Source organism: Lactococcus sp. FSL K6-0773 (assembly GCF_038006485.1).
Classification (GTDB): Bacteria; Bacillota; Bacilli; order Lactobacillales; family Streptococcaceae; genus Lactococcus; species Lactococcus lactis.
The window spans coordinates 742,753-766,582 of sequence record NZ_JBBOVF010000001.1; the positions used below are offsets into that span (position 1 = coordinate 742,753).

Below are 23,830 nucleotides of genomic sequence, written 5' to 3' on the forward strand. Positions count from 1 at the left end.
AAGACCCTCCAAGAGGGTCTTTTTTATATGTCATAAAATGGATTTGTCTTTTCTTGGCTTTCATAAATCTTGACACCCATATCAAAAGAACGAAGCTTGTCAGCAACTAATCTAATAAAAGCATGCTCAATATAATGACCAGGGTCTATTCCTAATAAACCAGCTGAAAGCATATCATGACCAACATGATAATAAATATCTCCTGTTATGTAAATATCTGCCTTTTTTTCCAAAGCTTTAGGCCATAATTTTCCACCTGAACCGCCACAAATTGCAATTCTTCCAATTTTTTGAGTCAAATTATGGTCATAAGTGATAAGACGTAATCTATCTAACCCAAATGATGCTTTCACTTTTTCTGTCAGCACTGATAATTCTGTCAGTTCAATATTTCCAACACGGCCCAATCCTTCTTCGTCATCTAGCACTTCAATATCAGTCATTCCAAGTAACTGACTGAAATAATCATTTAAACCACCAGTAACCACATCAATATTTGTATGGCTGGTATAGACAGCAATTCCAGCTCGCGCCAAGTCCAAAACTAATTTTTCCTGATCATTCATTGAAGTCAATGCAGAAAGGGGGCGGAAAATCAAAGGATGTTTAGCAATAATCAGATTCACACCCAGCGCTTTTGCTTCTGCCACTGTTTGCTCACGAATATCCAAGGTTACCAAAACTTTTGTTAGTTCATCGTTTGGGTTCCCAACTTGTAAACCTACAGGATCACCTTCAACAGCTAATTCTTTGGGGCAAAATTTTTCGTATTCAAGCATAAAATCAGAAATTTTCATCGAAGCACTTCCTCAATTCTCGCAATTTGATTTAAAACCTCTTGACGTTTTTCGGCTTGTTCTTCAGGCAAACGAGCAATAATTTTATTCAAAGTATTTAATTCCTTTTGCCATTTTTGTTGAAAAACAGTTGATTTTTCTTTAGATAAAAAAGGGCCAAATGTTAAATCATTTACTGACAACTTTTCTGTCATTAATTTTGAGAGTGGTTCGGCAACAATAATCTCGTAAAACTTACCAGCCTCCAATAAAATCTCTTCTTTTTTAATGACAAATTGATGATTCACTAACCACTGACGGAGGCTTTCCTCATGATTATTAGGCTGCAAAATCAAACGTTTAACATGGCCTAACTTTTCTTTACCTGCCTCTAAAATTTCGGAAATTAATATTCCTCCCATACCAGCAATCACGATTGTATCAATCTTGTCAGTATTTTCAATAGCACCTAAGCCATTGGCCAATCGAACCTCAATCCGATCACTTAAATCAGCTTCTGATACATGATTTTTAGCAATTTCAAAAGGCCCTTTAACCACTTCTCCCGCTACCGCAAAATCAATCACCAATTTTTGCATCAAATAAGTTGGTAAATAAGCATGGTCTGAGCCAATATCAGCAAGTCTTGCTCCATTATCAACATAATTAGCTACTGCTTTCAAACGTTTTGAAAGTTTAATTTCATTCATTTTTTAAATATTTCTTTCCAAATTTACAATAATCTAAAACAGGACAGTCTGCACATTTCGGCTTTTTGGCTGTACAATGATAACGCCCAAAGAAAATGAGATGGTGATGTGCTTGTACCCATTTTTCTTGCGGAATCAGCTTCATCAACTTTTCTTCAACTTCTAAAACTGTTGCTTTTTGGGGAACGATATCCAAACGTTTAGAAACTCGTTCAACATGTGTATCAACCGCAATCCCCGGAATTCCGTAGGCTTCTGCTAAAACAACATTTGCTGTTTTTCGACCCACCCCCGGTAAAGTTTGTAAAACCTTTTTATCCTTTGGCAAATCAGGCAAAAGGTCCCCAAAGTCGGTCACTAACATCTGTGATGTCCGTAAAATATTTTTAGCTTTAGTCTTGTAAAGACCAATTGTCCGAATCAGCTTTTCAATTTCTTCCACTTTAGCCTGTGACATTGTTTGTGCATCTGGAAAAGTGGCAAAAAGAGCCGGCGTCGCCTTATTAACTCCTTTGTCAGTTGCTTGGGCAGATAAAATTGTCGCAATCAATAGTTGAAAAGGAGTTTCCCACTCTAATTCTCCGTGAGCTTGCGGGAACATGTCTTCAATAATTTCTAAAGCTTCAAGATATCTTTTTTTACTTAACATCGTGCACGTCCATTATCTCTATTAACTATTCCATGGTCCATCCAAAGGAATATAAAAATCTTCTTGTGGTTTCTTTCTCTTAGCTTCTTCGCGTTCCATTTGTCGACTCTCAATCGCTTGAAGAGAATTCACCCCATCATTTTTCCAATTTCGTAAAATAGCTTTAATGTAATTTAAAGATACCTTACGATTGAGGACTGCTTCACGCAAAGCTTGTTTAATCAACGAAAAGTCATAACCATCTTCAAACAGCCAAGCTCTCAATTCTTCCATTTGTACAGGAGAAATCATGCCCATTTCTGCTTCAAACATGCTAACTAATTCTTTAAGCTGCCCCTCTTCCTGAACTTTTTCATTCTCTGGAGTTGAACTCGCAACAGCACCACCCAAAATTTCATCTAAGTGCTTAAAGGCCGGGCTAATATCAAAGAAAGTTTCCATGTCTCCATCAATTTCAATTAAAGTCACCTTCATTGCTCCAAATTTGGACAGATTATCAATGGCCTGATTGACCTCCGATAATTTTTTACCTGTTTTTTCAGCAATTTCACTAGGTGCAATATCTTGATTTTCAAAAAAGTATAACCAAATCAAAAAATCAAAAGCAGAAGGGAAAAGCTTACTAAAATGTGCTAAAATCACATTTGGTAAGACAAGATGCCCTTTGCTATATTCATCGTAATAATTCATAGAACTATTATAGCATATCGCGTCATTATGGTTCAATGAACTTCACATAAAAACTACTTAAATCAGTTAAACTTTAGAAAATTTTTAATCAATTATTTTATACTATTTAATTTCAGACCTTAATTTCCTAAAGCATTTATTTTCTTCAATTACCCGAATTGCTAGTTGATTATTTAGCCATGACTTGATACCCGATAGAATATCTTAAAGTCTCTGGTTCCAGTGATTTAGCTGATTTTAACAGTAAAGAATACGCTAAAAGTATCATCTCTAATTTCAATTGAAAACCTTGAGGCGAACGACTTTTACAACGCTCAGCTCCTAGATTTGTCAAAAAAGAGAAAACTCGCTCAATCACTTTTCTACGTTTTGAAAAATTAGGGAAAAGGATTTTCTTTTGCTTCATGTTCTTCCTGACAGGTGTAATTAGATCAATTCCTTCTAATTCCAGCCTATCATGCAGTGACTGACCTAAATATCCCATATCTCCAAGGACTGTTGGTGTCCCAAATTGACTCAACACTTCCTCGGTCATTGAACTATCAGCCATTGAAGCAGGAGTAATTGTGTAGTCTATGACATAGCCTGATTCACTGACTAAAGCATGACATTTACATCCATAGAAGTACTGTCCCTTTGTAGCATTGTAGCCAACATTTGCATAATCTCCAAGAACTTTGCTTCTGAAATTACGAATAGGCTGACACAAAGGAAGGGGGAAGCTGTCAATAATGGATACACTCATTCCTTCAACCTCTTTAAAGACGAGTGCTTGGCGAATGACTTGGATACTCGGTAAGAGGGCATTACAACGGCGGACAAAGCGAGAATATTCTAGGAAATTAGGAAATAAACTTTGAGCCAATTGGTGCTTAGCTTTAAGCGTTTCACTAAAATGCAGTACGCCCCATAGGTAACAAGCGATAACTAAGCAATCTGATGTTGCGAGATGGACGTTCTTTCGGTTTTGAACCTCAAGGGGAACACTCGTTTGATAAAGCGTCTCAATGGTTGTCAGTAAATAAACAAAAACTTTTGGAAGTGTGCTATTATAAGTCATATAAGTCGTGCGCTTTCTAATGCTTAGTGGTTTAAGATTAGGATAGCACGACTTATTTATTTTCCAATGAAATTAACTAGCAATTCGGGTTTCAATTACATTTTTGTAAGAAATTAGCAAGCAAATCCTTGATATACTATACTTATAAACAAAAGGACATTTGAAAGGAAATAAACAATGAAAACACAAACAGAAAAAATTACTCAAAAAGTAGAAAATGAAAAATCAATCAAAGATAATTTAGAAATTATCCACTCACTTAATGACTTACTCTACAACGGTTCTTTATACTGATGTAAAGTAACACAAAAAAAGGACCTATGAAAATTAATTTCTTATGGTCCTTTTTTTATTATTTCGCTTGATAGACTATTTTTCCATCACATATTGTATATTTGACTTGCCCTTGAACTTTCTGTTTGATAAATGGAGAATTGGTCGCTTTGGAGTCAAATGTTTCACCGACCTGATAGTCATTTTCAGCGTCAAAAATGACGAGGTCAGCTGGTCCATTTTCTGCGAGGTAACCTGCATCAAAATTATAAAGTTTAGCTGGATTAACTGTCATTTTTGTCAGTAATTCACTGAGTGTCAAATGGCCTTTTGCGACTAAGTTTGTCAAGCCAAGTTGCAATGAAGTTTCTAATCCAATCATTCCTGAAGGCGCCTTATCAAGGCTGACATTTTTCTCTTCATGAGTATGAGGGGCATGGTCTGTGGCGATGACATCAATCGTTCCATCTTTCAATCCCTCAATTATTTTACCGATATCAGTAGTTCTACGCAATGGTGGGTTGAGTTTAGCATTGGTCCCTTGCTCAAAAATCATTTGTTCTGTAATCGAAAAATGTTGTGGAGTCACTTCTGCTGTGATTTTTGCTCCTAAATTTTTGGCAAATCGCACCACTTCAACAGATTCTCCAGCTGATAAATGTTGAATGTGCAAGCGAGCGCCTGTTTCGTAAGCAATCATACTATCACGCGCCATCATGCTGTATTCTGAAACAGTCGGTGCCCCTGTGAAGCCACATTTATGAGCCACTTCGCCATCATTCACTCCTAAAGTTCCAATCAAATTTGGATCTTCTTCATGAATTGAAATCAGGCTGTCAGTTAATTTCGCTTTTTGCAGAGCTTTACGTAAAACGCCAGCATCTGTCAGTGGAATACCATCATCAGAAAAGCCGATTGCTCCTGCTTTAATGAGTTCATCAAAATCTGTTAAATGCTCTCCATCAAAATCTTGCGTAATTGACCCAACTGCATCAATCTTAATATCTTCTTTGTCAGCAATTTCTAAAGTTTCTGTCAGTACTTTTGGCGTAGATAAAATAGGTTTTGTATTTGCCATCATAACTACTCTTGTAAAACCACCAGCCGCAGCTGATTTTGCACCGCTATGAATCGTTTCTTTATGTGTTTGTCCTGGTTCACGAAAATGAACATGAACATCAATTAAACCAGGGGCAACGACTAATCCCCTTGCATCAACAATTTCTGCATTTTCTACTGACAAATTTAAGCCGATTTTTACTATCTTGTCATTTTCAATCAGAATATCTAACACTTCATCTCGATTTGATTTGGGGTCAACAAGTCGTCCATTTTTAATTAATAAAGTCATTTTCTTCCTTTCATAAATTACTGACAGAACAATCAGCTTTGCCGACTTGTTCATTTATCCTCCGATTCAATGTCTCCCTTTGGTCGCATTGAACTGACAGCTATTCCAGAACCTAATTATTTACTGACAGGCTCCTTGAATTTCTGTCAGTAAATTAATTTTGCCAAGTTTCTTGATTTTCTTTGAACTTTTTAAGTAATTCTAATTCTTCTTTTGTCACATAACCCGTTTCTTTAGCAATTTCAATCAATTCAGAATAAGTTGTCAAAGTGGCTAATTTAACACCAGCATCAGCAAATTTTCTGTTCGCTTTTTCTAATTCATAAGTGAAAATTGCAACCACACCAAGAACATCAGCACCTTCACGTTCAGCGGCTGCAACAGCTTCTAAAACAGAACCACCAGTCGAAATCAAATCTTCAACCACAACCATTTTTTGGCCTTTTGTCACACGTCCCTCAACTTGATTACCTGCTCCATGGTCTTTTGGTTTACTACGAATATAAGCAAATGGTAATTTAAGATAGTCAGCAATAATTGCACCATGAGGAATTCCTGCTGTAGCAGTTCCTGCAATGACTTCAACTTCTGGAAATTCCGCTTTAATCAATTCTGCAAAAGCACCTTCGATTTGGCTTCTAACTTCTGGATAAGCTAAAGTCACCCGATTATCAGTATATATTGGTGACTTAATTCCTGAAGCCCAAGTAAAAGGTTGACTTGGTGAAAGACTGACCGCTTTAATTTCTAATAAATCTGCAGCAATGGCTTTTGATATTGACATAATTTCTCCTTCTAGTTTACTGACAGAACCATCAGCAAAGCTGACAGTTCATTTTTCTACCGATTCAATAATTCCCTTTGGTCATATTGAACTGACAGAACTACCGTAGCGAGTATAGATAACGTGCAGCCCAATCCTGGTAGTTGTCAGCAATAAAAAACACTTGCCAAGAATCCTAGCAAGTGTAAAAAGTATCAAAACAAATTCACTTTTACTGACAGAAAATCCTGTCAGTAAAAATAGAATCAATTTTTCCTGATTTCAACCTTGCTAGCCTCTCTGGACTAGTTTAAAAGTTATATTGTTTATTAGTTTAACAAACTTGAGCCAGATTTGCAAGTCTTATTTTTTCGACTTATGATAATTGGAATCAAAAAAAATTGTAATAATATTGAATGCAACCATAGACAAGCCAACCCATTTCATTTTATTATCAGCCGAATAGTTTGTATAAACATACCAAGCCAAAACCATAAAAAGATATCTTAAGATAACATCTGCTAAAAATATAAATTTTTTCATTAAATTCCCTCAATGATTGAAAGCAAATTCTACGTCCATAAGCTCTTTTCTCTTTTCTTTTATTTAGATTTCCTATAAGCTTTAATTGCTTCTGGTATGATAATAAGAAGCAGAACAGCAATATAAAATATTTGTAATAAAATATTTTGATGAAAGAAAAATATACTTATGCTTGCACTTATCACAAGCACTCCTTTAAAAATTGGTAAGATTCTTTTCATAGCTAAACCTCCAAATGCTTATTGGAATCGAACCATTTCTATCACCCCTCAGCCCTAACCCCTATCATTTATTTCTATGAAAAGTTTGCATGATAAGACTTAAAATGCTAAGAATTACTGCAATACTTGCAAAAATATATTTAAGTATGCTAAGGCCATTTGGAAAAATAAAAATTAAAACACCGAGTATTACGGCAAATATACTACTCAGATATTGTACGATTCTTATACTCTTTTTAGTAATCATTGCCATTCAAACCCCCAGACTCCTCCACTGAAATCTTAGTTATTTTCTCAAACTCTTATCAAAGAAAGTTGAAACTAAAACAAACAGTGCAATTACAAACCCTAAAATATAACCAATGCTCCATTTCTCGGAATTGTTAATTAGAATAGCACCACCTAAAAATAAAATTGTACGAACGAGAGCTATAGCAACAAATCTTTTCTTGTTATTATTTTTCATCATAAACCTCCTTCATTGCCATCCCCACTTAGTTGGAATAAGTCCCCAGTCAATCCAGATTCCTCCATTAACACTTGACATCCAACCACAAGCTACAGCGGCTGATGCTGCCAATTTAACCACCCAAGTCGTTGGCATCCAAATCGTCGCAATTGAAACAGATGTAGGACCATACTTCAAAATTTTATTTACATCATTTTTACTTAAAAACAAACGCACACCATACCAGTGAAATTCAACTTTTGTTACTCCTACATGTTTAGTAGCCATAGAAGTAGCAGAATTCTTCAAAGTCGTTGGGTTTTCAGCTAAAATAATGGAATTTCCTTTTTGAACAACCTTAACATCAATATCAGATTTTTCGATTTTTTGAGCTCCAACGATAAGTTGTTGATTTGCAATTTTAACTGATTCATTTAATATATTTATTTCTTCACCACTTGTATTTTGAGGTAACACATTATGATTTACAACATATTTCCCATTTAAAAGAGATATAGCATTATCAAAACGATTGATAAAGTATTGATTAATTTGACCATTATTCGTCGTTGGCGTAGTTGGTTGGCTTACTGTCAACAAGTCAATATCACCAGAATAGTTTGAAACTTGATTTACATTTTTAGCTTCGAGTTTTTGTGATGAGACCTTATTGTGTGCAGATTGGGCAAGCCCAAGACTTCCACCCGTTACGAGTAAAATTGTTAGACTTGAAAATACTAGATTATTTTTTAAATGTGACATATTTTTTCTCCTTTTTGAGATGCGATGCAAATCAATAGAGATTTTGCATCACTGCTACGGTGACATTTCTTCTTTCAAGATTTTTAACCCTCCTTTTACCATTCTGAGTGAGCGACACTCAAGATTCATGAATCATTTTCTAAAATGATTATATCAAATCAAACTGCCCCAAAAGGCCTTTTCCGAAATCTCGGAAAAATTTTTTATAAAAAATAAAAAGGGAACTCAAATCCCTTTTATATCCCACTAGTTTTTTACAGATTCATCAAATATTTTTTGATAATAAGCCTTCATCTCTGGCAAACCCAATTCATCAAAAAGACGGATAGAACTCTCCATTTTAGCTTTCCCATCGACAGTTTTGTCAGATTTATAAAGCAATAAACCAAGAGTAAAGCGAGACATATTACGGCAAAATAAATCCTTTTTATAAGGTATTAAAGCAATATTAACATCTTCCAAGAGTTTTTGAGCAATGGAATATTTATTCTCACTAATATACTTTACAGCTGCTCGGCAAACAATTTGGACAATTTTTTCCCGATATTTTTTAACTTTGAGATAATGCAAATTTTCTTTCCAAAAGTCTTTCATCAAAGAGAGAGTCAAACGGGTATTCAAGTGTTCTACAACAAACGAAAGAATACTTAACTCAAAATATGACCAAACTTCGATATTAAACATTAAATCAGTAACTTCAACTTCTTCTCGCTCTGTCAATCCATAAAGCAAATTTTGAGTCGCAAGAAATATCATTCGATTTCCTTGTTCATTATCATATTTTCCAGCTTCACTATTAATCGCTTTTAATTTTACAGTATCTTGCATATAATTCGCATCTTCAATTTCATCACAAATCTCAACAAAATAATCAGAATGGTAATTGTTAAAAAAATATTCAAACTCAGAAACCTCAATATGCATTAATTCTAAAGCTGCATCTAATTTATCAAATCTAAGAATAGACTTTCCACTTTCAAAATCTGAAAGTGATGATTTTGACAAACCTACTTTTTCAAAGTCAGTTAATCTAAAGTTTCGTTGTGTTCGTAAATCATAGAAAATTTCTCCCATCAAAGAGATTGTTCTATTGCTTTTTACCATTCCACATTCCAGCATTTCAATTTATTTTGATTAAATTGTACTACTTTTTAACAAAAAAGCAATGATTGTTTCGCTTTATTTAAATATAGGATTTTTAGATTACAAAATAAAAAAACGCAAAGCTTTCAAGCTTCGCGTTTTAGCATATTTACACTAAATTCTCTTCACAACACTTACAAATTTTCCAATTCTTCCATCGCTTCCAAAAGAGTCATTTCTATCTCATCTTTTTCATCATTAAAGAGGTCAATTTCAGCTTGTAATTCTCCTGATTTAACAAAATCAGCGGTATTTTCTTGCATTTCCAATAATAGAGCTGCAATTTTTGATTCCAAATCGGATAAAAACAAAATTGTCACAAAACGAAGTTGCCCTGTCGAAAAGTAATAGATGTCTTAAAAGGAAAATTCACACTCGAAATTTTATCAGAAATCCTTGATGGAAATTTTCTCTCCGGTTCAATTGATGAGCAATTCTCCTAGTGAAATTTTTTGTGAATACCACAAATATATCTTTTCACGGTCAAATATTGTAAGATGAGTATAGGGATTATTCATCATTTCTGCAGTTTTCAATAGTCTAACAAAACTTATTATACTGGATTTTATAAATTATCATTTTTTTGTTGCAGTTAAATTATAAATTCAAGTTATAAAAATCCCTTTCTTATTAATTAGAAAAGGGTATTCTGGATTCAATATTCTTGCCTAAGTGTGCCAACTAACTTCTTTTTGTTTACGCAAGATGTTGTGTAGCTAATTGCGTAAATTCTTGTGTCTCAAAATTCAGGACAGATAAAAAAGCCTGCACATCACAAAGTGCAGGCTTTCTGAGGGTGTTTCATTAAAATATCGATTTGCATTTTTTCTGTTCTTTATTGATTCTTATCGTCTTGAATCATTTGTCTCACCCAAACTACGACTAGCACAATACCCACAAGAACAAGCAGACCCCAAACGAGTACATTGAGATTGAAGACCACTTTTTGTTGCCAGAGGATGAGGAGCGGAAGCCCAAAGATAATAAGACTAATGAAAGTCGTCAAAATGCGTTCTTGTTTTCTGATTGCTCCTGTTAGCAGGCCAAGCACTAAGACGCCGAAAAAGGTGTAGCTCAGGTTAGATGCGGTAATTTCAATCGTATGGCTTCCAGATAAAACTTTTGGAAGTGCAGCCAATCTGGGGACGAAAATCGCCCCAGCAATCCCGAATAGAGATGTAATAAGGTGTTTTTTTTCCATATCATTCTGTTTTCCATTCTGTATATGTGATATTTTGAGCGACTAACCCGTTTTTGAAGGAAGTATCCTTTTTCCAACGTTGATACAGGCCAATCCAACCATTATGATTTTTATCTAAGTAGTTTGCAATTCTATCCCCAAAACCTGCCGTATTCAAAGCGAGTCCCGCAATAAAACCGTTGGCTACTTTAGCACTAACTCTAAAAATAGTCGCAAGCTTGCTGACTACGGCTTGAGGGCCTACCCAATCCAGGGTAAAAGCTAATGCACTCTTCCCAATCGCAATATTCGTGTATTTCCATGAGCCATAGGTTACTTTCACTATTTGGATGTTTGAGTTTCCAACTCCTAAAGGGACTTCCGCAACTTTGGTGTCATACTTTTTGCTTACCGTGTTATAAACGGTCTTGGTTAAAATCAATTTATTGCCTTCATTAACTAAGGTGTTGCTTTCATTAGTATTTGTGTTGGTTGTTTCAACTGCAACAACTACCCCATTATTCTTTTCCGAAACTGTCGTCACTTTTTCGTTGCTTGATTTTTGAACCTGGGTGTCTGTGTCCCTTCGTCCAGCTGCTTTGTCAAAAGCTGATGTAGCTTGCTTTTTGTCAACATTCGCAAGAACTTGAATGTTTTGGTTATCCGACCGATTTAATTCTGAGTAATTTGAAATTGTCAAATTTATTGTCGGTTTACTAGAAACTTGTGGTGTTTTTTCAAATAATCTTCTCGTGCTCCAGCCAATACCGATCAACTGCAGCAAACTGCTCGAAATCAATACCTTTGATTTTAAATTTAACATAAGAATTCTCCTTTCTTGATTTGAGTGAGCGACACTCATTATTCATGAATCATTTTCTAAACTGATTATATCAAATCAAAATGTCCGAAAAGACTTTTTCCGAAATCTCGGAATTTTTTTGATAAAAAAACGCAAAGCTTTCAAGCTTCGCGTTTTAGCATATTTACACTAAATTCTCTTCACAACACTTACAAATTTTCCAATTCTTCCATCGCTTCCAAAAGAGTCATTTCTATCTCATCTTTTTCATCATTAAAGAGGTCAATTTCAGCTTGTAATTCTCCTAATTTAACAAAATCAGCGGTATTTTCTTGCATTTCCAATAATAGAGCTGCAATTTTTGCTTCCAAATCGGCTAGTTTCTCTTCACAAGCCTTGATTTCGCGCTCTACTTTACGTCGATTCTTTTGAGCTTCTTTCTGAGCTGTAAAATCTTGTTGAGCTAAACTTTCTATCGGCTCCCCATTTTCTGAAGAATTACTCTCAGCTTGTACTTCTTCTTTTTTCTCGACATAATAATCATAATCTCCCAAAAATTCTGTACTTCCTTCGGGAGCAATTTCTAAAACTTTGGTAGCTACTCTATTGATGAAATAGCGGTCATGAGAAACAAACAAGATTGTTCCTGGAAAATCAATCAAAGCATTCTCCAAGACCTCACGTGAATCAATATCCAAGTGATTTGTTGGTTCATCTAAAACTAAAAAGTTATCGTGATCCATTGCTAATTTAGCAAGTAAAAGACGGGCTTTTTCACCACCAGAAAGCATCCCAACCGTTTTCTTTACATCATCTCCACTAAAAAGAAAAGCTCCAAGCATATTGCGAATTTCAACTTCATTAAGTAAGCGATGCTCATTCCATAATTCGTCTAAGACAGTATTGGAAGCTGTCAATCTTCCTTGTTCTTGGTCATAATATCCCAAAGTAACATTGGCACCCAATTTTGCTTGACCTGCTAAAAATGGAATCTGTCCAACAATTGACTTAATCAATGTTGTCTTACCTACTCCATTTGGTCCAACAATAGCAAGGGACTCACCTTTACGCTCGTCAATGTTAATCGGACCAGAGAGACGATTATCTTCATAACCTACCGTTGCTTCTGAAACGGTTAAAACAACATTTCCAGACGTTTTTTCAGGAGTAAAAGTAACATTGGCCGATTTATCATCACTTGTTGGTGCGTCTAAACGCTCCATTTTCTCCAACTTTTTACGACGCGATTGCGCCATTTTAGTCGTCGAAGCCCGAACTAAATTTCTGGCAACATAGTCCTCTAATTTAGCAATTTCTTTTTGTTGTTTTTCAAAATTTTTGAGTTCTAACAAGAGTTTTTGCTCTCTTTGTTCAACATAGCGAGAATAATTTCCAGAAAAACGAGTCAATTCTCCTCTAGATAATTCTAAGACTTCATTAACCACTTTATCCAAAAAGTAGCGGTCATGACTGACAATTAATAAACTACCTTCGTAATTTTTAAGGTAATTTTCAAGCCAAGCTAAAGTTTCAATATCCAAGTGGTTAGTTGGTTCATCCAAAATCAAAAGTTGTGGTCTTTCAAGCAACATCTTAGCAAGAGCCAAACGTGTTTTTTGTCCCCCTGATAAACTTGAAATTTCTCTTTCCCACATTGCATCATCAAAACGAAAACCATTTAAGACAGACTTAATTTCAGATTCATAAGTAAATCCATTTTTCATCCGAAATTCTTCTGATAAAGCATCGTAACGTTTCATCAAAGCTGTCAATTCATCCCCAGCAAGTTCTCCCATTTGCAATTCCATCTGGCGCAATTGTTTTTCCATTTGGCGAAGCGAATCAAAAACAGAGAGCATTTCGGCAAATATTGTCCTTGAGGAATTCAGCCCAGTATCTTGCGCTAAATAATTCATTGTCAAATCTTTGGTCTTGGATACAGTTCCGCGACTCGCTTCTTCAACTCCAGCAATAATTTTAAGCAAGGTTGACTTACCAGCTCCATTTCGGCCAACTAGGGCAATTCTTGAATGGTCTTGTAAACTAAAATTGATATTTTCAAATAAAACATCGCCACCAAAAGTGCGTGCAATTCCATTCCCTTGCAGTAAAATCATGATATTTATCCTCTTCGTTAAATCTCAAAGCATATTTTTAATACTTCGTTTTTCCTTTTCATATGATAGAAAAGCAGTCCTTCTATTATAGCATTTAAGGCAAGCTTTTTGTAGTTCTTCCAAATTCTTAAAATTAAAAAGCTTACCAGATCTGATAAGCTAAAAATAAAATTAATATTAGACTAAAATTAATCTTTCACGCAATTCAATTCTCCTAACTTCTGGTGGAATAAACGCTCTGATTCCATCCTCGTTAAAACCAATCAATAGACAGTCCTCGTCAAAAATTAATGGTCGTTTTAGAAGACGTGGATTTTCCTGAATTAATCCAAAAGCTTTTTCTAGTCCTAATTCATCGAAATTATAATTTAAAGATGCGTATGTTTTCCCTCGGGTCGCAATTATATCCTCAAATCCGTTTTCAGTCAAGGATAAAATTTTGATTAAATCATCTTTTTCCATAAAATCTTTTGATAAATTAATTTCTTCAAATTCAATGTGATGTTTACGTAACCATTTTTTAGCTTTTCTACAAGATGAACATGAACCACTAAGATAAATTTTAATCATATTTTCTCCCTATCTATTTTTTCATATTTCTATTCTAACATGAAAGCGCCTTAATTAAAAGGGGAAAATAAATATTTTTTTAGAATTGTAATCAATTTCTCATTTTTTACGAATGTTCCATTCCTTTTGTTTGATAATTTCACAAATTTTTGATAAAATTATCACAAAGAAACTAAATATTAATTAGTTTTAATAAAATCGAATTAAATTTTTGAGGTATAACAATGACTGATCATAAACCAAGCAAAAGCTTGCCTAAAGCAACTGCTAAACGACTGCCACAGTACTATCGACTGTTCAAAAGTCTTGTCGAAGAAAATGTGACACGCACAAACTCACAACTTATTTCAGAAAAAATTGGAGTAGATGCTGCCACAATTCGCCGAGATTTCTCTTTATTTGGCGAATTAGGCCGACGTGGATACGGCTATGAAACGAAAGTGCTCCGTGATTTCTTTGGAGAACTTCTTGGCCAAGACCAAGAAACGCATATCGCTCTGATTGGTGTCGGAAATCTCGGTCGTGCATTACTTCATTATCAATTCCAAGATAGAAACAAAATGAGAATCACGCAAGCCTATGATATTTCTGGCAATCCCTTAGTTGGAACACAAACAGATGATGGAATTCCAATTTATAATATTTCTGATTTAGAAAAAAATGTTAAAAAATCGGATATCAAAACAGCAATTCTCTCTGTTCGCAAAGAAAATGCCCAAGAAGTTGTTGACACTCTAGTCAAAGCTGGTATCAAAGGTTTCCTAAACTTTGCCCCAATTCGTTTGAAAGTCCCTTCAGATGTGGTTGTTCAATCAATTGACTTAACTAAGGAGCTGCAAACACTACTATTTTTCATGGGAGCTCAAGAAAACTAAATTAGTACAAAATAAAAGAACAGTTTTTATTGACTGTTCTTTTTCTTTGCTTTATAGTTGAGAAGTGATTGTTTGTTATATAATCCTTCATTTTCTGATCTCTTCTTCCCGAAAGCTAAAATAATTACCAGCCCCTACAATAATATGATCAATAAAATTGATCCCCACATCCTCGCAAGATTTTTTTATTTTGGTAGTAAATATTTTATCAGCTTGACTTGGTTTTAAATTTCCTGAGGGATGATTATGTGCAACTAACAGTCCTACTGAGAGATTTTTTATTGCATGATAAAGAATCTCTCTAGGGCTTGCAGTTGCCTGATTAACCGCCCCTATAAAAATTGTCTTTTTTTCAATAATTCGATTTTGACCATCTAAATAAGTCGCCACAAGATGCTCTTGCTCAAAATTTTGCATTTCAAAAGCAAGACTCAAGCCATATTCTCTGGAACTCAAAACTTGACCGTAACGTTTTCTATTAGTGGTTTGTATCCTTTTTCCAAATTCAATCATTGCTCGAATTTCAATGGATTTTGCCAGTCCAATGCCTGAAATTTCTCTGAGTTCATTAATCGAAGCTTTGCGCAAATTATCCAAAGTTTCAAAATGTTGAAGAATTTCCAAGGCCAAATTTAATGATGAGTATTTTTTTGTCCCTGTTCGCAATAATATCGCTAACAGCTCAACATCAGACAAGCACTCTTCTCCTAAAAATTCTAAGCGTTCCCTAGGTTGCATCGGATACGGATTTTCTTTTAGTTCATACATACTATTATATACGGAAAAATCTGGCCTTTGTCACTGACAAAAGATTAATTAACCAAAAAAGTTCTGATGAATCTCAGAACTTTTTATTTTTAGTTATCATTTTACTGACAGAGATTTCTGTCAGTAACTTTTATTCAACTGTTACTGCTTTAGCTAAGTTACGTGGTTTATCAACATCAAGTCCACGCTGCATTGACGCATAATAAGCAATTAATTGTGTTGGAATAACCATTGAAATTGCTGACAAATAAGGATGAACTTGGTTGACAACAATTGTATCATCTTCACGAGCCACTCCTTCTTCAACAATTGTGATAGCTGAGGCTCCACGAGCCACTGTTTCCATTACATTTCCACGAGTATGAGCTGCTACTTCTTCATTATTAGAAATTAAAGCAAGTACTGGAGTTCCTTTTTCAATCAATGAAATCGTTCCATGTTTTAATTCTCCAGCAGCAAATCCTTCACATTGAATATAAGAAATTTCTTTTAATTTGAGAGAAGCTTCCATTGCTACATAATAATCTTGTTTTCGACCAATATAGAAGGCATTGCGAGTAGTTGGCAATAAGTCAGCTACAATTGCTGCAATTTCATCCTTTTCAGATAAAGTGGCTTCAATTGATTGAGCAACTAAAGACAATTCTTTAACTAAATCAAATTCTTTTGCTTTAACTTCCCCTTCAGCCTCACCAACTGCCTTTGCAAGAAAAGCCAAAGTTGCAATTTGTCCTGTATATGCTTTGGTTGAAGCAACTGCAATTTCTGGTCCAGCACCGATTAACATTGTATAAGTTGCTTCGCGTGACAAAGTAGAACCGGGAACATTTGTAACTGTTAAGCTTGGAAGTCCTAATTCATTTACTTTTACTAAAACCTGACGGCTGTCAGCCGTTTCACCAGACTGTGAAAGGAAAATAAAGAATGGTTTTTGGCTCAGCAAAGGCATATCATAGCCCCATTCTGAAGCAAGACCAAGTTCAACCGGTGTATTTGTCAAAGATTCAAGCATCATTTTTGCCCCAAAACCTGCATGATAAGACGTTCCGGCGGCAATAATATAAATACGATCAGCCTCTTGAATTCCTTTGATAATGTCTTGATCGACTTTCATTGTTCCATCTTCATTTGCATAAGTCGCAATGAGTTTACGCATAACTGCGGGTTGCTCATCAATTTCTTTGAGCATGTAGAAAGGATAAGTTCCTTTTCCAATGTCAGATAAATCAAGTTCAGCTGTGTATGACTCACGTGAAAGTACATTACCTTCGTAATCCATAACTGTAACATTATCTTTTGTTAACACAACAAGCTCTTTATCGTGAATTTCCATAAATTCAGACGTTTCACGAATCATCGCCATAGCATCTGAGCAGACCATGTTGTAGCCTTCGCCAAGGCCGATTAATAATGGTGATTTATTTTTGGCAACATAAATCACTTCTGCATCTTCGCTATCCATAAGAGCAAAGGCATAAGAACCTTGAATTAAGCTTAGAGCTTTTTTGAATGCTTCAAGTGTTGATAGTCCTTCTTCTTCAGCAAATTTAGCAATTAAATGAACCGCAATTTCAGTATCGGTTTGTCCTTTAAAAGTATCATTCATCAAAAATTCGTTTTTAAGTTCAACAAAATTTTCAATCACACCATTATGTACTAAAATAAAGCGACCTGATGTTGAAGTATGTGGATGAGCATTGTCTTCCGTTGGTTTACCATGAGTAGCCCAACGTGTGTGACCAATGCCGGCTGTTCCTGAAACATCAATCCCTAACTTTCCTCTTAAGTCTGCAATACGTCCGACAGATTTAACTAATTTTGCTGCTGTTTCTTGACCATTTACAAAAATACCTGCTGAATCATAACCACGATATTCAAGTTTTTCTAGTCCTTGCATCAAAATATCAGTTGCATTTTTACTACCTACAACACCAACAATCCCACACATAATAAAGCTCCATTTAACTCACCCTTAAAATTGGTATAGTTAATTATTTTTCTAATATTTATTTATAAATAGCATTATATTACACTTATTTATCATTGTCAAGTATAAAACTTCTAATAAAACTCAAAAAGACGATAATTGGTATAATTTATTTTCGACGTTAATAAAAACCAATTGATATCAATTGGTTTTTTTAGATTTTTCTTGATACTTAATATATGTGGGGTAAGTAAGTAATAGAATACTAATTCCTTCGAGAAATCCGCCGATTGTATCACTTGGATAATGTACCCCTACAAAAATTCTTGAAAACATTATTAATGCAATTAATATAATACATAAAATGCCTAATAAAATTTTAGAAGAACGATTTTTAAGTTTTCCTAGACAGATAAAGAAAATACTTCCAAAAATAATTGTTGCAAAAATGGAATGTCCGCTTGGAAAACTTTTCCCAGCTTCATTTGCAAAAGCCGCTAACCGATGAATATCAGGACGTTCTCGACCAATAATTACTTTAATAACAGTATTTAAAGCAAGGCTTAAAACAACTGTTGCCGCAAACCAGATTGTCGCTTCTTTCTGTTTAAAGAGAAGATATAAAACCAAAGCAAGTAGAACTGCGACAATTATTCCACCTTTATCTCCAAAAATATTTGTCATATGAGAGAAAAAGTAAGTGAGTCCTGAAGAGCTTTGTAAATGAAAAGCCCAAGTTTGAATTGGTCGATCAAAAGGAAATGGACCATGAGTAAAATCAATTTTAACAAAGAGCGCTAAAATTAAAAAGGCAAGGGTGGTAATAGCACCCGAAATATAATAGATTTTTTTATTCATAATTAATTAGTTTTCTATAGACTCCATTAGGAGATGAAAAGTTGACCCTTTCGGAGAATTATTTGAAACAAAGACTTTGGCATCATTCAATTGTGCATATTCCTTCGCAATTGCTAAACCAAGTCCTGTTCCAGGAATTTCACTTGAACGAGATTTATCAATTCGATAAAATCGTTCAAAAATATTATCTTTTTCTTCTTCTGGAACGCCAATACCTTCGTCAGCAACCTGAAAATCAACTTGATGATTTTCCAAAGTAATATTTATTGTAATTTCTGAGTTGGAAGGTGAATATTTTCCAGCATTTTCAAGAAAGATAATAATAATTTTGTATAGCGCCATTTTATCCATGCTGACAAATAAATCTGTTTGGATATCAAAGTTTATTTTTTGTCTTAGCGCGAGTTGAATTTCACTGACCACTTTGTCAGTAAATTTACTTAAGTTAATTCTTTCTTTTTTTATTTCTAAATGATTTCCTCTAGAAATGGTCAGTAAATTTTCGATTAAAACTTTCATTCTCATTGATTCTTCATCAATATAAGAAAGTGACTCATCAACAATTTCCGGATGTTCATGCCAACGTCTTTTGAGTAAATTCACATGTCCGCGAATTGCAGCAACTGGCGTTCTTAGCTCATGTGAAGCATCCGAGACAAATTGTTGCTCATTTTCAATTTTTTGATTCAGTCGATTGAGCAAACGATTGAAACTTTGACTTAACTGATGAACTTCAAGAGGATTTTTACTGACAGGAACTTGTTTAACATCCTTTCCATCAGTTGCCACCACAATATCTGTCAAAGGCTGACTAATCGTTCTGGCTGCTTTTTGAATTAAAATCAAAGCAAGGAAAAAGAGGAAAATCATGACAGCAATAATAACTAATATAGCTCTAATCATCGATTTAACTACAACATTTATATTCAACCATAATTCGGCTTTGGTTCCATTTTTAGAAGTTTTTGAACTATATAAAAAGATATCATCTCTTAATAGACTAAAATTTCCCCAAGATTTTCGTGATTTTAAAAAATTTGTTGTTCCTTGACTCTCTTCTCTTTGACCTGAAGGACTTGTCAGTCGAACAAATGTAGCTTTTTCGTCTTTTTCACTATCAAGTTTAAATTCATCCCAATTCACTTGCCCATTAGTTGCTGCCGTTTGAACGGAATTTAAAAGTGCCGCTCCCTCACTCTTACGGATTTGTAAACTTGTAAATGCAACAATTCCGGAAACAATGATTGTAATCAACAGACTAAAAATTAAGAAAATACGGACAAAAGTATCGGTAATAATTTTGGCACTTGTTTTTGATTCTATTTCTTTCATTCGCTAATTTACTTTACTATTTTTTAAGGAAGAGTATGAGCCCTCTTTTGAAATATGTGCTTTTAACTTACGGTATTCTAATAAGGTTAAAATAATCATCAATACGTCAACCGCACATAAAACGAGCATTGAAATTGACCCATGATTAAAAAATTCAAAGATTTGATAAAGAATAAAACCAACTAAAAGTAATATTGATAAGGGGTATGACCATAGAATCTTTTTCCAGAGCAGAGCCAACGTCACCAACTTTAGTGCACCATGTAAAAGTAAATATACAATAGCAAATAAAGTAGCATCATTGGTCAGCCTTTCTCCTGCATTTGTAATCATCGTAGAGAACGGGCTTAGAGAAATAGCCAGTGCAAGATGGTGAATAGTTGCTTTAATTAAATCAAGTGGAACAAAGATTAAAAGTAAACCTGATATAAATTCAACAAAAGCAAAAATACTTTTACCCAGAAGCATTGTGTTAAAACTAACATCTAATAATTCTTCTTTATTTTTCACTTTATTCATGGCTACCTCTTTTCCTCTCTCAGTTTTCGTTATTTAAACGATAACCTATACCACGAACGGTTTCAATGAGAGATTTATGATTTGGCAAATCAATTTTAGCACGAAGGTAGCGAACATAAGCATCCACGGTATTTTCCTGACCGTCAAAATCCATGCCCCATACATCATCCAAAATATCTGCTCGACTTACCACTATACCACGATGTTCTAAAAAATAGCTTAACAAAGAAAATTCTCTTTGGGTCAAATTGACTGTTTTACCAGCCACTTCTGTTGTATGAGCACTTAAATCAACTTTTAAGTAATCAAGTTCATAGACCTTGGAAGAAGAATTTGACCATTTCCTAAAAATCAACCTCAGCCGAGCCAATAGCTCCTCAATTTCAAAAGGTTTAGTAATATAATCATCTGCTCCCGCATCAAGACCGGCGACTTTATCTCCAATATAATCACACGCTGTCAAGAAGATAATTGGTGTATCAGGCTGAATTTTTTTCATTCGACGTAACACTGTCAAGCCATCTAATTTTGGAATCATCCAATCAAGCAAAACAACATCAATAGCAGGCTTAGCAGTTTCAAATATTTCCAAAGCAGAAAGGCCATCAAAAGCGGTTGAAACTTGATAATCTTCAAAAATCAACTCTTTTTTGACATAATCAGAGAGACTCGGCTCGTCTTCAACAATCAAAACATGGTAGCTCATTTGGCACCTCGCCTTTCTTTAATTGCAAATGTAATCAAAAATTTTTATTTACTTGCTCATTATAACAAGCATAAAACAAAAAAACCATACGGTTTTTCTGAATAATTAATGATAATTTATCATTTTTAATCTTCGTTAATGAAGTCTTCAATCAAATAACGAGGACGTTGTTTAACTTCCAAGAAGATTTTTCCGATATATTCACCAATTACACCTAGAGCTAATAGATTAGCCCCACCAAATCCAACAATAGCCAGCATTGTCGAAGCCCAACCTGCAACGTCAGAACCATTAATAAAATGGCGAGCAATAATATAAATTGCTCCTACAATAGCTAGCAAAAACCAAATTAAACCAATCCAAAAAATCAAACGCATCGGTGCAGCTGATGTTGAAGTAATTCCATCCAGCGCAAAACTAATCATTTTTTTCAAAGGATACTTACTTTCACCGGCAAAACGTTCTCCACGTGTATAATAAACGATATCAGATTTATAGCCAACCAAAGGAACCATTCCTCTTAAGAAGAGATTTTGTTCAGGAAATTGAGCTAAACCGTCAAGGGCACGGCGACTCATTAAACGAAAATCAGCATGATTAGGAACACTTTGGCTCCCCAAACCTTGCATTAATTTATAAAAAGCTCCAGCAGTTCTTCTTTTGAAAACTGTATCAGTGTCCCGATTATCCCGTACACCATAAACGATATCACAGTTCTCATTTTCAAATTTTTCAAGCATTTCATCAATTGCATTAATATCATCTTGCAAATCTGCATCCATTGAAATAACGCAATCTGCTAAATTTCTCACGGTCATTAAACCAGCGAGCAAAGCATTTTGATGTCCTCGATTTCTCGAGAGATTAATCCCACTAAACATCGGATTTTCATTATGTTTTTCTTGAATTTTTTCCCAAGTCTTATCTTTTGAGCCATCATTAACATAGACAACTCTACTTTTTGGACTAATAATATTATTTGAAATCAATTGTTCATATTTAGCCTTGAGACGTTCGGAAGTTTCATCAAGTACCAGTTCTTCATTGTAACATGGCACGACCATATAAAGAATCTTAGTCATATTCACTCCTTAATTTTTTTCTTTTTAAACTGCTTATCTATTAAACCTAAACTTGCTAAAGCAATCATAACAGGGGCAAATTGATAAAGGTAACGTGAATTTGTTTCCCATAGAATAAGGAAAAAACTCAATCCAACAAAGGCCAAAGCTGGAATAAACCAGGGATTTGACCAATTTCTCTTGCTGATTAAAATTCGCCAGATTTGACGCCACAGTAAAACAACTAGGCCAATCCAATAAAGGGTTTGAACAGCCTTTAGCATAAACCAACCTGTTATATTACCAGGGCCATCCAAAGAAAATGAGGTTCCTGATAAATAATCAAAGTAACGATTAATAAATTTATTTTCATGATGATAAGTATAAAACGAACTGTTCAAATCACCATATAACCAAGTATAGGCCAACTTACGTCCAATTTGTCGCACAACTCCGACAGGTCCCATCTTCTTAAGATTGTCTATGAAGAGTTGTTTATCAGCCTCTTTTTTCGCTTCATAAGTTGGGAAAGATTCAGAATAAAGCCTCACTTTCTTATTGAATCCACCCGTTTTATTAGTTGGCGACCAAGACATAGCAATCCAGTGCATCATCGGAAGATTACGACGTTCATTAGCCTCTTGAGAAAAAGCTGGCTCGGTCGCAATAGTTGCTTTAACCATGAAATGTCCCCCAACAAATAAAATAGCAAACATTGGGAGTAAAAGCAAAAGTTGTTTCCATTTTTTATTAAGTCCAAGGAAAATCAAAACAGCAATAAGCACAATTAACACTGTTGGCTTAAATTCATAACCTATAACTGCCAATACTGTTGCCAAAAAATACCATAGAACTTGTTGAGTTATTTTTTGTGATTTAATGGCATATATAAAGAACAACAAACTAAAGGATACAAAAGGAAGTGTAATCGTATCACTATAGAGTTGTGCACCATAAACGTAAAAAGGTAAGAACCCGAGAGCACAAACATTGTATAAGAGCGCATGTCTTTTCCCGCTCAAAGCCTTAACACTTAAGGTTCCAGCTAAAACTCCGAGACTTGTCAACAGTGCAGACACTGCTGTCACAACCCACATTTTTAGTTCAACACTTCCTGCAAATGGTGAGAAAACTTGATTAAATAAAATCCCTAAAAATTGATTATTTGGATAACGAAGAAAATATCCTAAACGCGAAGCAGTTTCAGGTAACAGTCCAAAAGATTGACCATGGAGTTCTGTCGTAGAATTAAATATAACGAAATAGTCCCAAGCATGCTTACTATCAGGCACATGAATCATAAAAAGAAACGGCAAGATAAAAGTTAACAAAGCTACTAACCAAAAGCTTATTCGATAATATTTTGTTACTGACAAGTCTGTAAGTAACTCAATTTTACTGACAGACTTGTCAGTAGTTTCATTTTTATTCTTCGAGTCAAAAAGTTTTTTCGATAATTTATAAATTCCAACAAAATAAAAATAGGCTGCTATTAAAAGAATATTTCCTAACAAAAGCGCAATGATGTGATCTGCGTTCCACACTTGCGTCAAAGAAATAGCAATCCCGTTAATTAAAAGAAAGATTCCTATCATTAATGCAAGACAGAATCCTTTTTTATACTTAATAAATACTATATTATTCATATTACCATTTTACCATAGCTTGGCTTTTGTTTCTTACAATAACCTTAATTTTTAGATGATAATTTCTCATTTTTTACTTC

General features: G+C 34.6%; 25 protein-coding genes. 1 reads left to right on the top strand and 24 read right to left on the bottom strand.

The features are described 5' to 3' along the window. Positions 1 to 23: 23 nt before the first annotated feature. The 16 genes from MHB61_RS03565 to MHB61_RS03640 form a co-directional block, all read right to left on the bottom strand. Entirely contained in the window at positions 24 to 797 is a 774-nt protein-coding gene (locus MHB61_RS03565; RefSeq protein ID WP_010905742.1) for a Nif3-like dinuclear metal center hexameric protein, read from the bottom strand. Then, positions 794 to 1,486: a tRNA (adenine(22)-N(1))-methyltransferase gene (locus tag MHB61_RS03570; protein WP_003130628.1), complete on the bottom strand. Its 693-nt coding sequence runs from the start codon at positions 1,484 to 1,486 to the stop codon at positions 794 to 796. The genes MHB61_RS03565 and MHB61_RS03570 overlap by 4 nt, the downstream gene beginning before the upstream one ends. Further along, a complete protein-coding gene (gene nth, locus MHB61_RS03575; protein ID WP_003130627.1) occupies positions 1,479 to 2,135 on the bottom strand; it encodes an endonuclease III in 657 nt (218 codons plus the stop codon). The genes MHB61_RS03570 and nth overlap by 8 nt, the downstream gene beginning before the upstream one ends. 21 nt (positions 2,136 to 2,156) lie before the next feature. Then, positions 2,157 to 2,825, bottom strand: a complete 669-nt coding sequence (locus MHB61_RS03580) for a DnaD domain-containing protein (RefSeq protein ID WP_003130626.1) — start codon at positions 2,823 to 2,825, stop codon at positions 2,157 to 2,159. Between the two features lie 169 nt (positions 2,826 to 2,994). Beyond that, the gene (locus MHB61_RS03585) at positions 2,995 to 3,885 is read right to left on the bottom strand and encodes an IS982-like element ISLll1 family transposase (RefSeq protein WP_340817483.1); all 891 of its coding nucleotides are present in this window, start codon (positions 3,883 to 3,885) and stop codon (positions 2,995 to 2,997) included. 352 nt (positions 3,886 to 4,237) lie between these two features. After that, positions 4,238 to 5,509 (bottom strand): dihydroorotase, encoded by a 1,272-nt coding sequence (locus MHB61_RS03590; RefSeq protein WP_021722527.1) that lies wholly within the window; start codon positions 5,507 to 5,509, stop codon positions 4,238 to 4,240. A gap of 154 nt (positions 5,510 to 5,663) precedes the next feature. Next, on the bottom strand, positions 5,664 to 6,293 hold the full coding sequence (gene pyrE, locus MHB61_RS03595; protein ID WP_003132758.1) for an orotate phosphoribosyltransferase: 630 nt from the start codon (positions 6,291 to 6,293) through the stop codon (positions 5,664 to 5,666). A 581-nt stretch (positions 6,294 to 6,874) separates the two neighbouring features. Next, complete coding sequence (locus MHB61_RS03600; RefSeq protein ID WP_170959147.1) at positions 6,875 to 7,036, bottom strand: hypothetical protein; 162 nt, start codon at positions 7,034 to 7,036, stop codon at positions 6,875 to 6,877. Positions 7,037 to 7,322: 286 nt separating this feature from the next. Then, on the bottom strand, positions 7,323 to 7,502 hold the full coding sequence (locus MHB61_RS03605; protein WP_012897690.1) for a hypothetical protein: 180 nt from the start codon (positions 7,500 to 7,502) through the stop codon (positions 7,323 to 7,325). A 12-nt stretch (positions 7,503 to 7,514) separates the two neighbouring features. Further along, on the bottom strand, positions 7,515 to 8,246 hold the full coding sequence (locus tag MHB61_RS03610) for a hypothetical protein (protein WP_003132752.1): 732 nt from the start codon (positions 8,244 to 8,246) through the stop codon (positions 7,515 to 7,517). Positions 8,247 to 8,492: 246 nt separating this feature from the next. Then, on the bottom strand, positions 8,493 to 9,350 hold the full coding sequence (locus MHB61_RS03615) for an XRE/MutR family transcriptional regulator (RefSeq protein WP_010905739.1): 858 nt from the start codon (positions 9,348 to 9,350) through the stop codon (positions 8,493 to 8,495). Positions 9,351 to 9,523: 173 nt separating this feature from the next. After that, on the bottom strand, positions 9,524 to 9,709 hold the full coding sequence (locus tag MHB61_RS03620; protein WP_003132749.1) for a hypothetical protein: 186 nt from the start codon (positions 9,707 to 9,709) through the stop codon (positions 9,524 to 9,526). Positions 9,710 to 10,224: 515 nt separating this feature from the next. Further along, a complete protein-coding gene (locus tag MHB61_RS03625) occupies positions 10,225 to 10,527 on the bottom strand; it encodes a hypothetical protein (protein ID WP_225210391.1) in 303 nt (100 codons plus the stop codon). A 64-nt stretch (positions 10,528 to 10,591) separates the two neighbouring features. Next, entirely contained in the window at positions 10,592 to 11,392 is an 801-nt protein-coding gene (locus MHB61_RS03630; protein ID WP_010905736.1) for a hypothetical protein, read from the bottom strand. Between the two features lie 188 nt (positions 11,393 to 11,580). Continuing rightward, positions 11,581 to 13,488, bottom strand: coding sequence for an ABC-F family ATP-binding cassette domain-containing protein (locus tag MHB61_RS03635; RefSeq protein ID WP_003132741.1), 1,908 nt, complete (start codon positions 13,486 to 13,488; stop codon positions 11,581 to 11,583). Positions 13,489 to 13,665: 177 nt separating this feature from the next. Further along, on the bottom strand, positions 13,666 to 14,058 hold the full coding sequence (locus tag MHB61_RS03640; protein ID WP_003132739.1) for a Spx/MgsR family RNA polymerase-binding regulatory protein: 393 nt from the start codon (positions 14,056 to 14,058) through the stop codon (positions 13,666 to 13,668). Between the two features lie 224 nt (positions 14,059 to 14,282). On the opposite strand from MHB61_RS03640, the gene MHB61_RS03645 reads away from it, so the two are divergent. Beyond that, complete coding sequence (locus MHB61_RS03645) at positions 14,283 to 14,933, top strand: redox-sensing transcriptional repressor Rex (RefSeq protein WP_021464703.1); 651 nt, start codon at positions 14,283 to 14,285, stop codon at positions 14,931 to 14,933. A gap of 87 nt (positions 14,934 to 15,020) precedes the next feature. Here MHB61_RS03645 and radC read toward each other — a convergent pair whose 3' ends face one another. The 8 genes from radC to MHB61_RS03685 all read right to left on the bottom strand — a co-directional run bounded on the left by radC (position 15,021) and on the right by MHB61_RS03685 (position 23,750). Further along, a complete protein-coding gene (gene radC, locus MHB61_RS03650) occupies positions 15,021 to 15,701 on the bottom strand; it encodes a RadC family protein (protein WP_003131898.1) in 681 nt (226 codons plus the stop codon). A gap of 130 nt (positions 15,702 to 15,831) precedes the next feature. Further along, a complete protein-coding gene (gene glmS / locus MHB61_RS03655; protein ID WP_010905678.1) occupies positions 15,832 to 17,649 on the bottom strand; it encodes a glutamine--fructose-6-phosphate transaminase (isomerizing) in 1,818 nt (605 codons plus the stop codon). 180 nt (positions 17,650 to 17,829) lie between these two features. Continuing rightward, positions 17,830 to 18,486 (bottom strand): phosphatase PAP2 family protein, encoded by a 657-nt coding sequence (locus MHB61_RS03660; RefSeq protein WP_003131894.1) that lies wholly within the window; start codon positions 18,484 to 18,486, stop codon positions 17,830 to 17,832. A gap of 6 nt (positions 18,487 to 18,492) precedes the next feature. Next, positions 18,493 to 19,818, bottom strand: coding sequence for a sensor histidine kinase (locus tag MHB61_RS03665; RefSeq protein WP_003131891.1), 1,326 nt, complete (start codon positions 19,816 to 19,818; stop codon positions 18,493 to 18,495). Between the two features lie 3 nt (positions 19,819 to 19,821). Further along, positions 19,822 to 20,337, bottom strand: coding sequence for a DUF2127 domain-containing protein (locus MHB61_RS03670; protein WP_003131889.1), 516 nt, complete (start codon positions 20,335 to 20,337; stop codon positions 19,822 to 19,824). A 19-nt stretch (positions 20,338 to 20,356) separates the two neighbouring features. Beyond that, positions 20,357 to 21,043 carry a response regulator transcription factor gene (locus MHB61_RS03675; protein WP_003131888.1) on the bottom strand — a complete coding sequence of 229 codons (687 nt, stop codon included), beginning with the start codon at positions 21,041 to 21,043 and terminating at the stop codon, positions 20,357 to 20,359. A 125-nt stretch (positions 21,044 to 21,168) separates the two neighbouring features. Then, positions 21,169 to 22,125 (bottom strand): glycosyltransferase family 2 protein, encoded by a 957-nt coding sequence (locus MHB61_RS03680; RefSeq protein ID WP_014570525.1) that lies wholly within the window; start codon positions 22,123 to 22,125, stop codon positions 21,169 to 21,171. A gap of 2 nt (positions 22,126 to 22,127) precedes the next feature. Next, a complete protein-coding gene (locus MHB61_RS03685) occupies positions 22,128 to 23,750 on the bottom strand; it encodes a glycosyltransferase family 39 protein (protein ID WP_032398531.1) in 1,623 nt (540 codons plus the stop codon). Between the last annotated feature and the right edge of the window lie 80 nt (positions 23,751 to 23,830).

Excerpts from the sequence above, each read along its gene's own strand:
- MHB61_RS03600 (WP_170959147.1), bottom strand. The coding sequence starts at position 7,036 with ATGAAAAGAATCTTACCAATTTTTAAAGGAGTGCTTGTGATAAGTGCA.
- MHB61_RS03605 (WP_012897690.1), bottom strand. The coding sequence starts at position 7,502 with ATGAAAAATAATAACAAGAAAAGATTTGTTGCTATAGCTCTCGTTCGT.
- MHB61_RS03585 (WP_340817483.1), bottom strand. The coding sequence starts at position 3,885 with ATGACTTATAATAGCACACTTCCAAAAGTTTTTGTTTATTTACTGACA.
- nth (WP_003130627.1), bottom strand. The coding sequence starts at position 2,135 with ATGTTAAGTAAAAAAAGATATCTTGAAGCTTTAGAAATTATTGAAGAC.
- MHB61_RS03630 (WP_010905736.1), bottom strand. The coding sequence starts at position 11,392 with ATGTTAAATTTAAAATCAAAGGTATTGATTTCGAGCAGTTTGCTGCAG.
- MHB61_RS03615 (WP_010905739.1), bottom strand. The coding sequence starts at position 9,350 with ATGGTAAAAAGCAATAGAACAATCTCTTTGATGGGAGAAATTTTCTAT.
- MHB61_RS03580 (WP_003130626.1), bottom strand. The coding sequence starts at position 2,825 with ATGAATTATTACGATGAATATAGCAAAGGGCATCTTGTCTTACCAAAT.
- MHB61_RS03680 (WP_014570525.1), bottom strand. The coding sequence starts at position 22,125 with ATGACTAAGATTCTTTATATGGTCGTGCCATGTTACAATGAAGAACTG.
- MHB61_RS03670 (WP_003131889.1), bottom strand. The coding sequence starts at position 20,337 with ATGAATAAAGTGAAAAATAAAGAAGAATTATTAGATGTTAGTTTTAAC.
- MHB61_RS03640 (WP_003132739.1), bottom strand. The coding sequence starts at position 14,058 with ATGATTAAAATTTATCTTAGTGGTTCATGTTCATCTTGTAGAAAAGCT.
- MHB61_RS03590 (WP_021722527.1), bottom strand. The coding sequence starts at position 5,509 with ATGACTTTATTAATTAAAAATGGACGACTTGTTGACCCCAAATCAAAT.
- MHB61_RS03685 (WP_032398531.1), bottom strand. The coding sequence starts at position 23,750 with ATGAATAATATAGTATTTATTAAGTATAAAAAAGGATTCTGTCTTGCA.
- MHB61_RS03660 (WP_003131894.1), bottom strand. The coding sequence starts at position 18,486 with ATGAATAAAAAAATCTATTATATTTCGGGTGCTATTACCACCCTTGCC.
- MHB61_RS03635 (WP_003132741.1), bottom strand. The coding sequence starts at position 13,488 with ATGATTTTACTGCAAGGGAATGGAATTGCACGCACTTTTGGTGGCGAT.
- MHB61_RS03665 (WP_003131891.1), bottom strand. The coding sequence starts at position 19,818 with ATGAAAGAAATAGAATCAAAAACAAGTGCCAAAATTATTACCGATACT.
- MHB61_RS03570 (WP_003130628.1), bottom strand. The coding sequence starts at position 1,486 with ATGAATGAAATTAAACTTTCAAAACGTTTGAAAGCAGTAGCTAATTAT.
- glmS (WP_010905678.1), bottom strand. The coding sequence starts at position 17,649 with ATGTGTGGGATTGTTGGTGTTGTAGGTAGTAAAAATGCAACTGATATT.
- MHB61_RS03610 (WP_003132752.1), bottom strand. The coding sequence starts at position 8,246 with ATGTCACATTTAAAAAATAATCTAGTATTTTCAAGTCTAACAATTTTA.
- radC (WP_003131898.1), bottom strand. The coding sequence starts at position 15,701 with ATGTATGAACTAAAAGAAAATCCGTATCCGATGCAACCTAGGGAACGC.
- pyrE (WP_003132758.1), bottom strand. The coding sequence starts at position 6,293 with ATGTCAATATCAAAAGCCATTGCTGCAGATTTATTAGAAATTAAAGCG.
- MHB61_RS03645 (WP_021464703.1), top strand. The coding sequence starts at position 14,283 with ATGACTGATCATAAACCAAGCAAAAGCTTGCCTAAAGCAACTGCTAAA.
- MHB61_RS03565 (WP_010905742.1), bottom strand. The coding sequence starts at position 797 with ATGAAAATTTCTGATTTTATGCTTGAATACGAAAAATTTTGCCCCAAA.
- MHB61_RS03675 (WP_003131888.1), bottom strand. The coding sequence starts at position 21,043 with ATGAGCTACCATGTTTTGATTGTTGAAGACGAGCCGAGTCTCTCTGAT.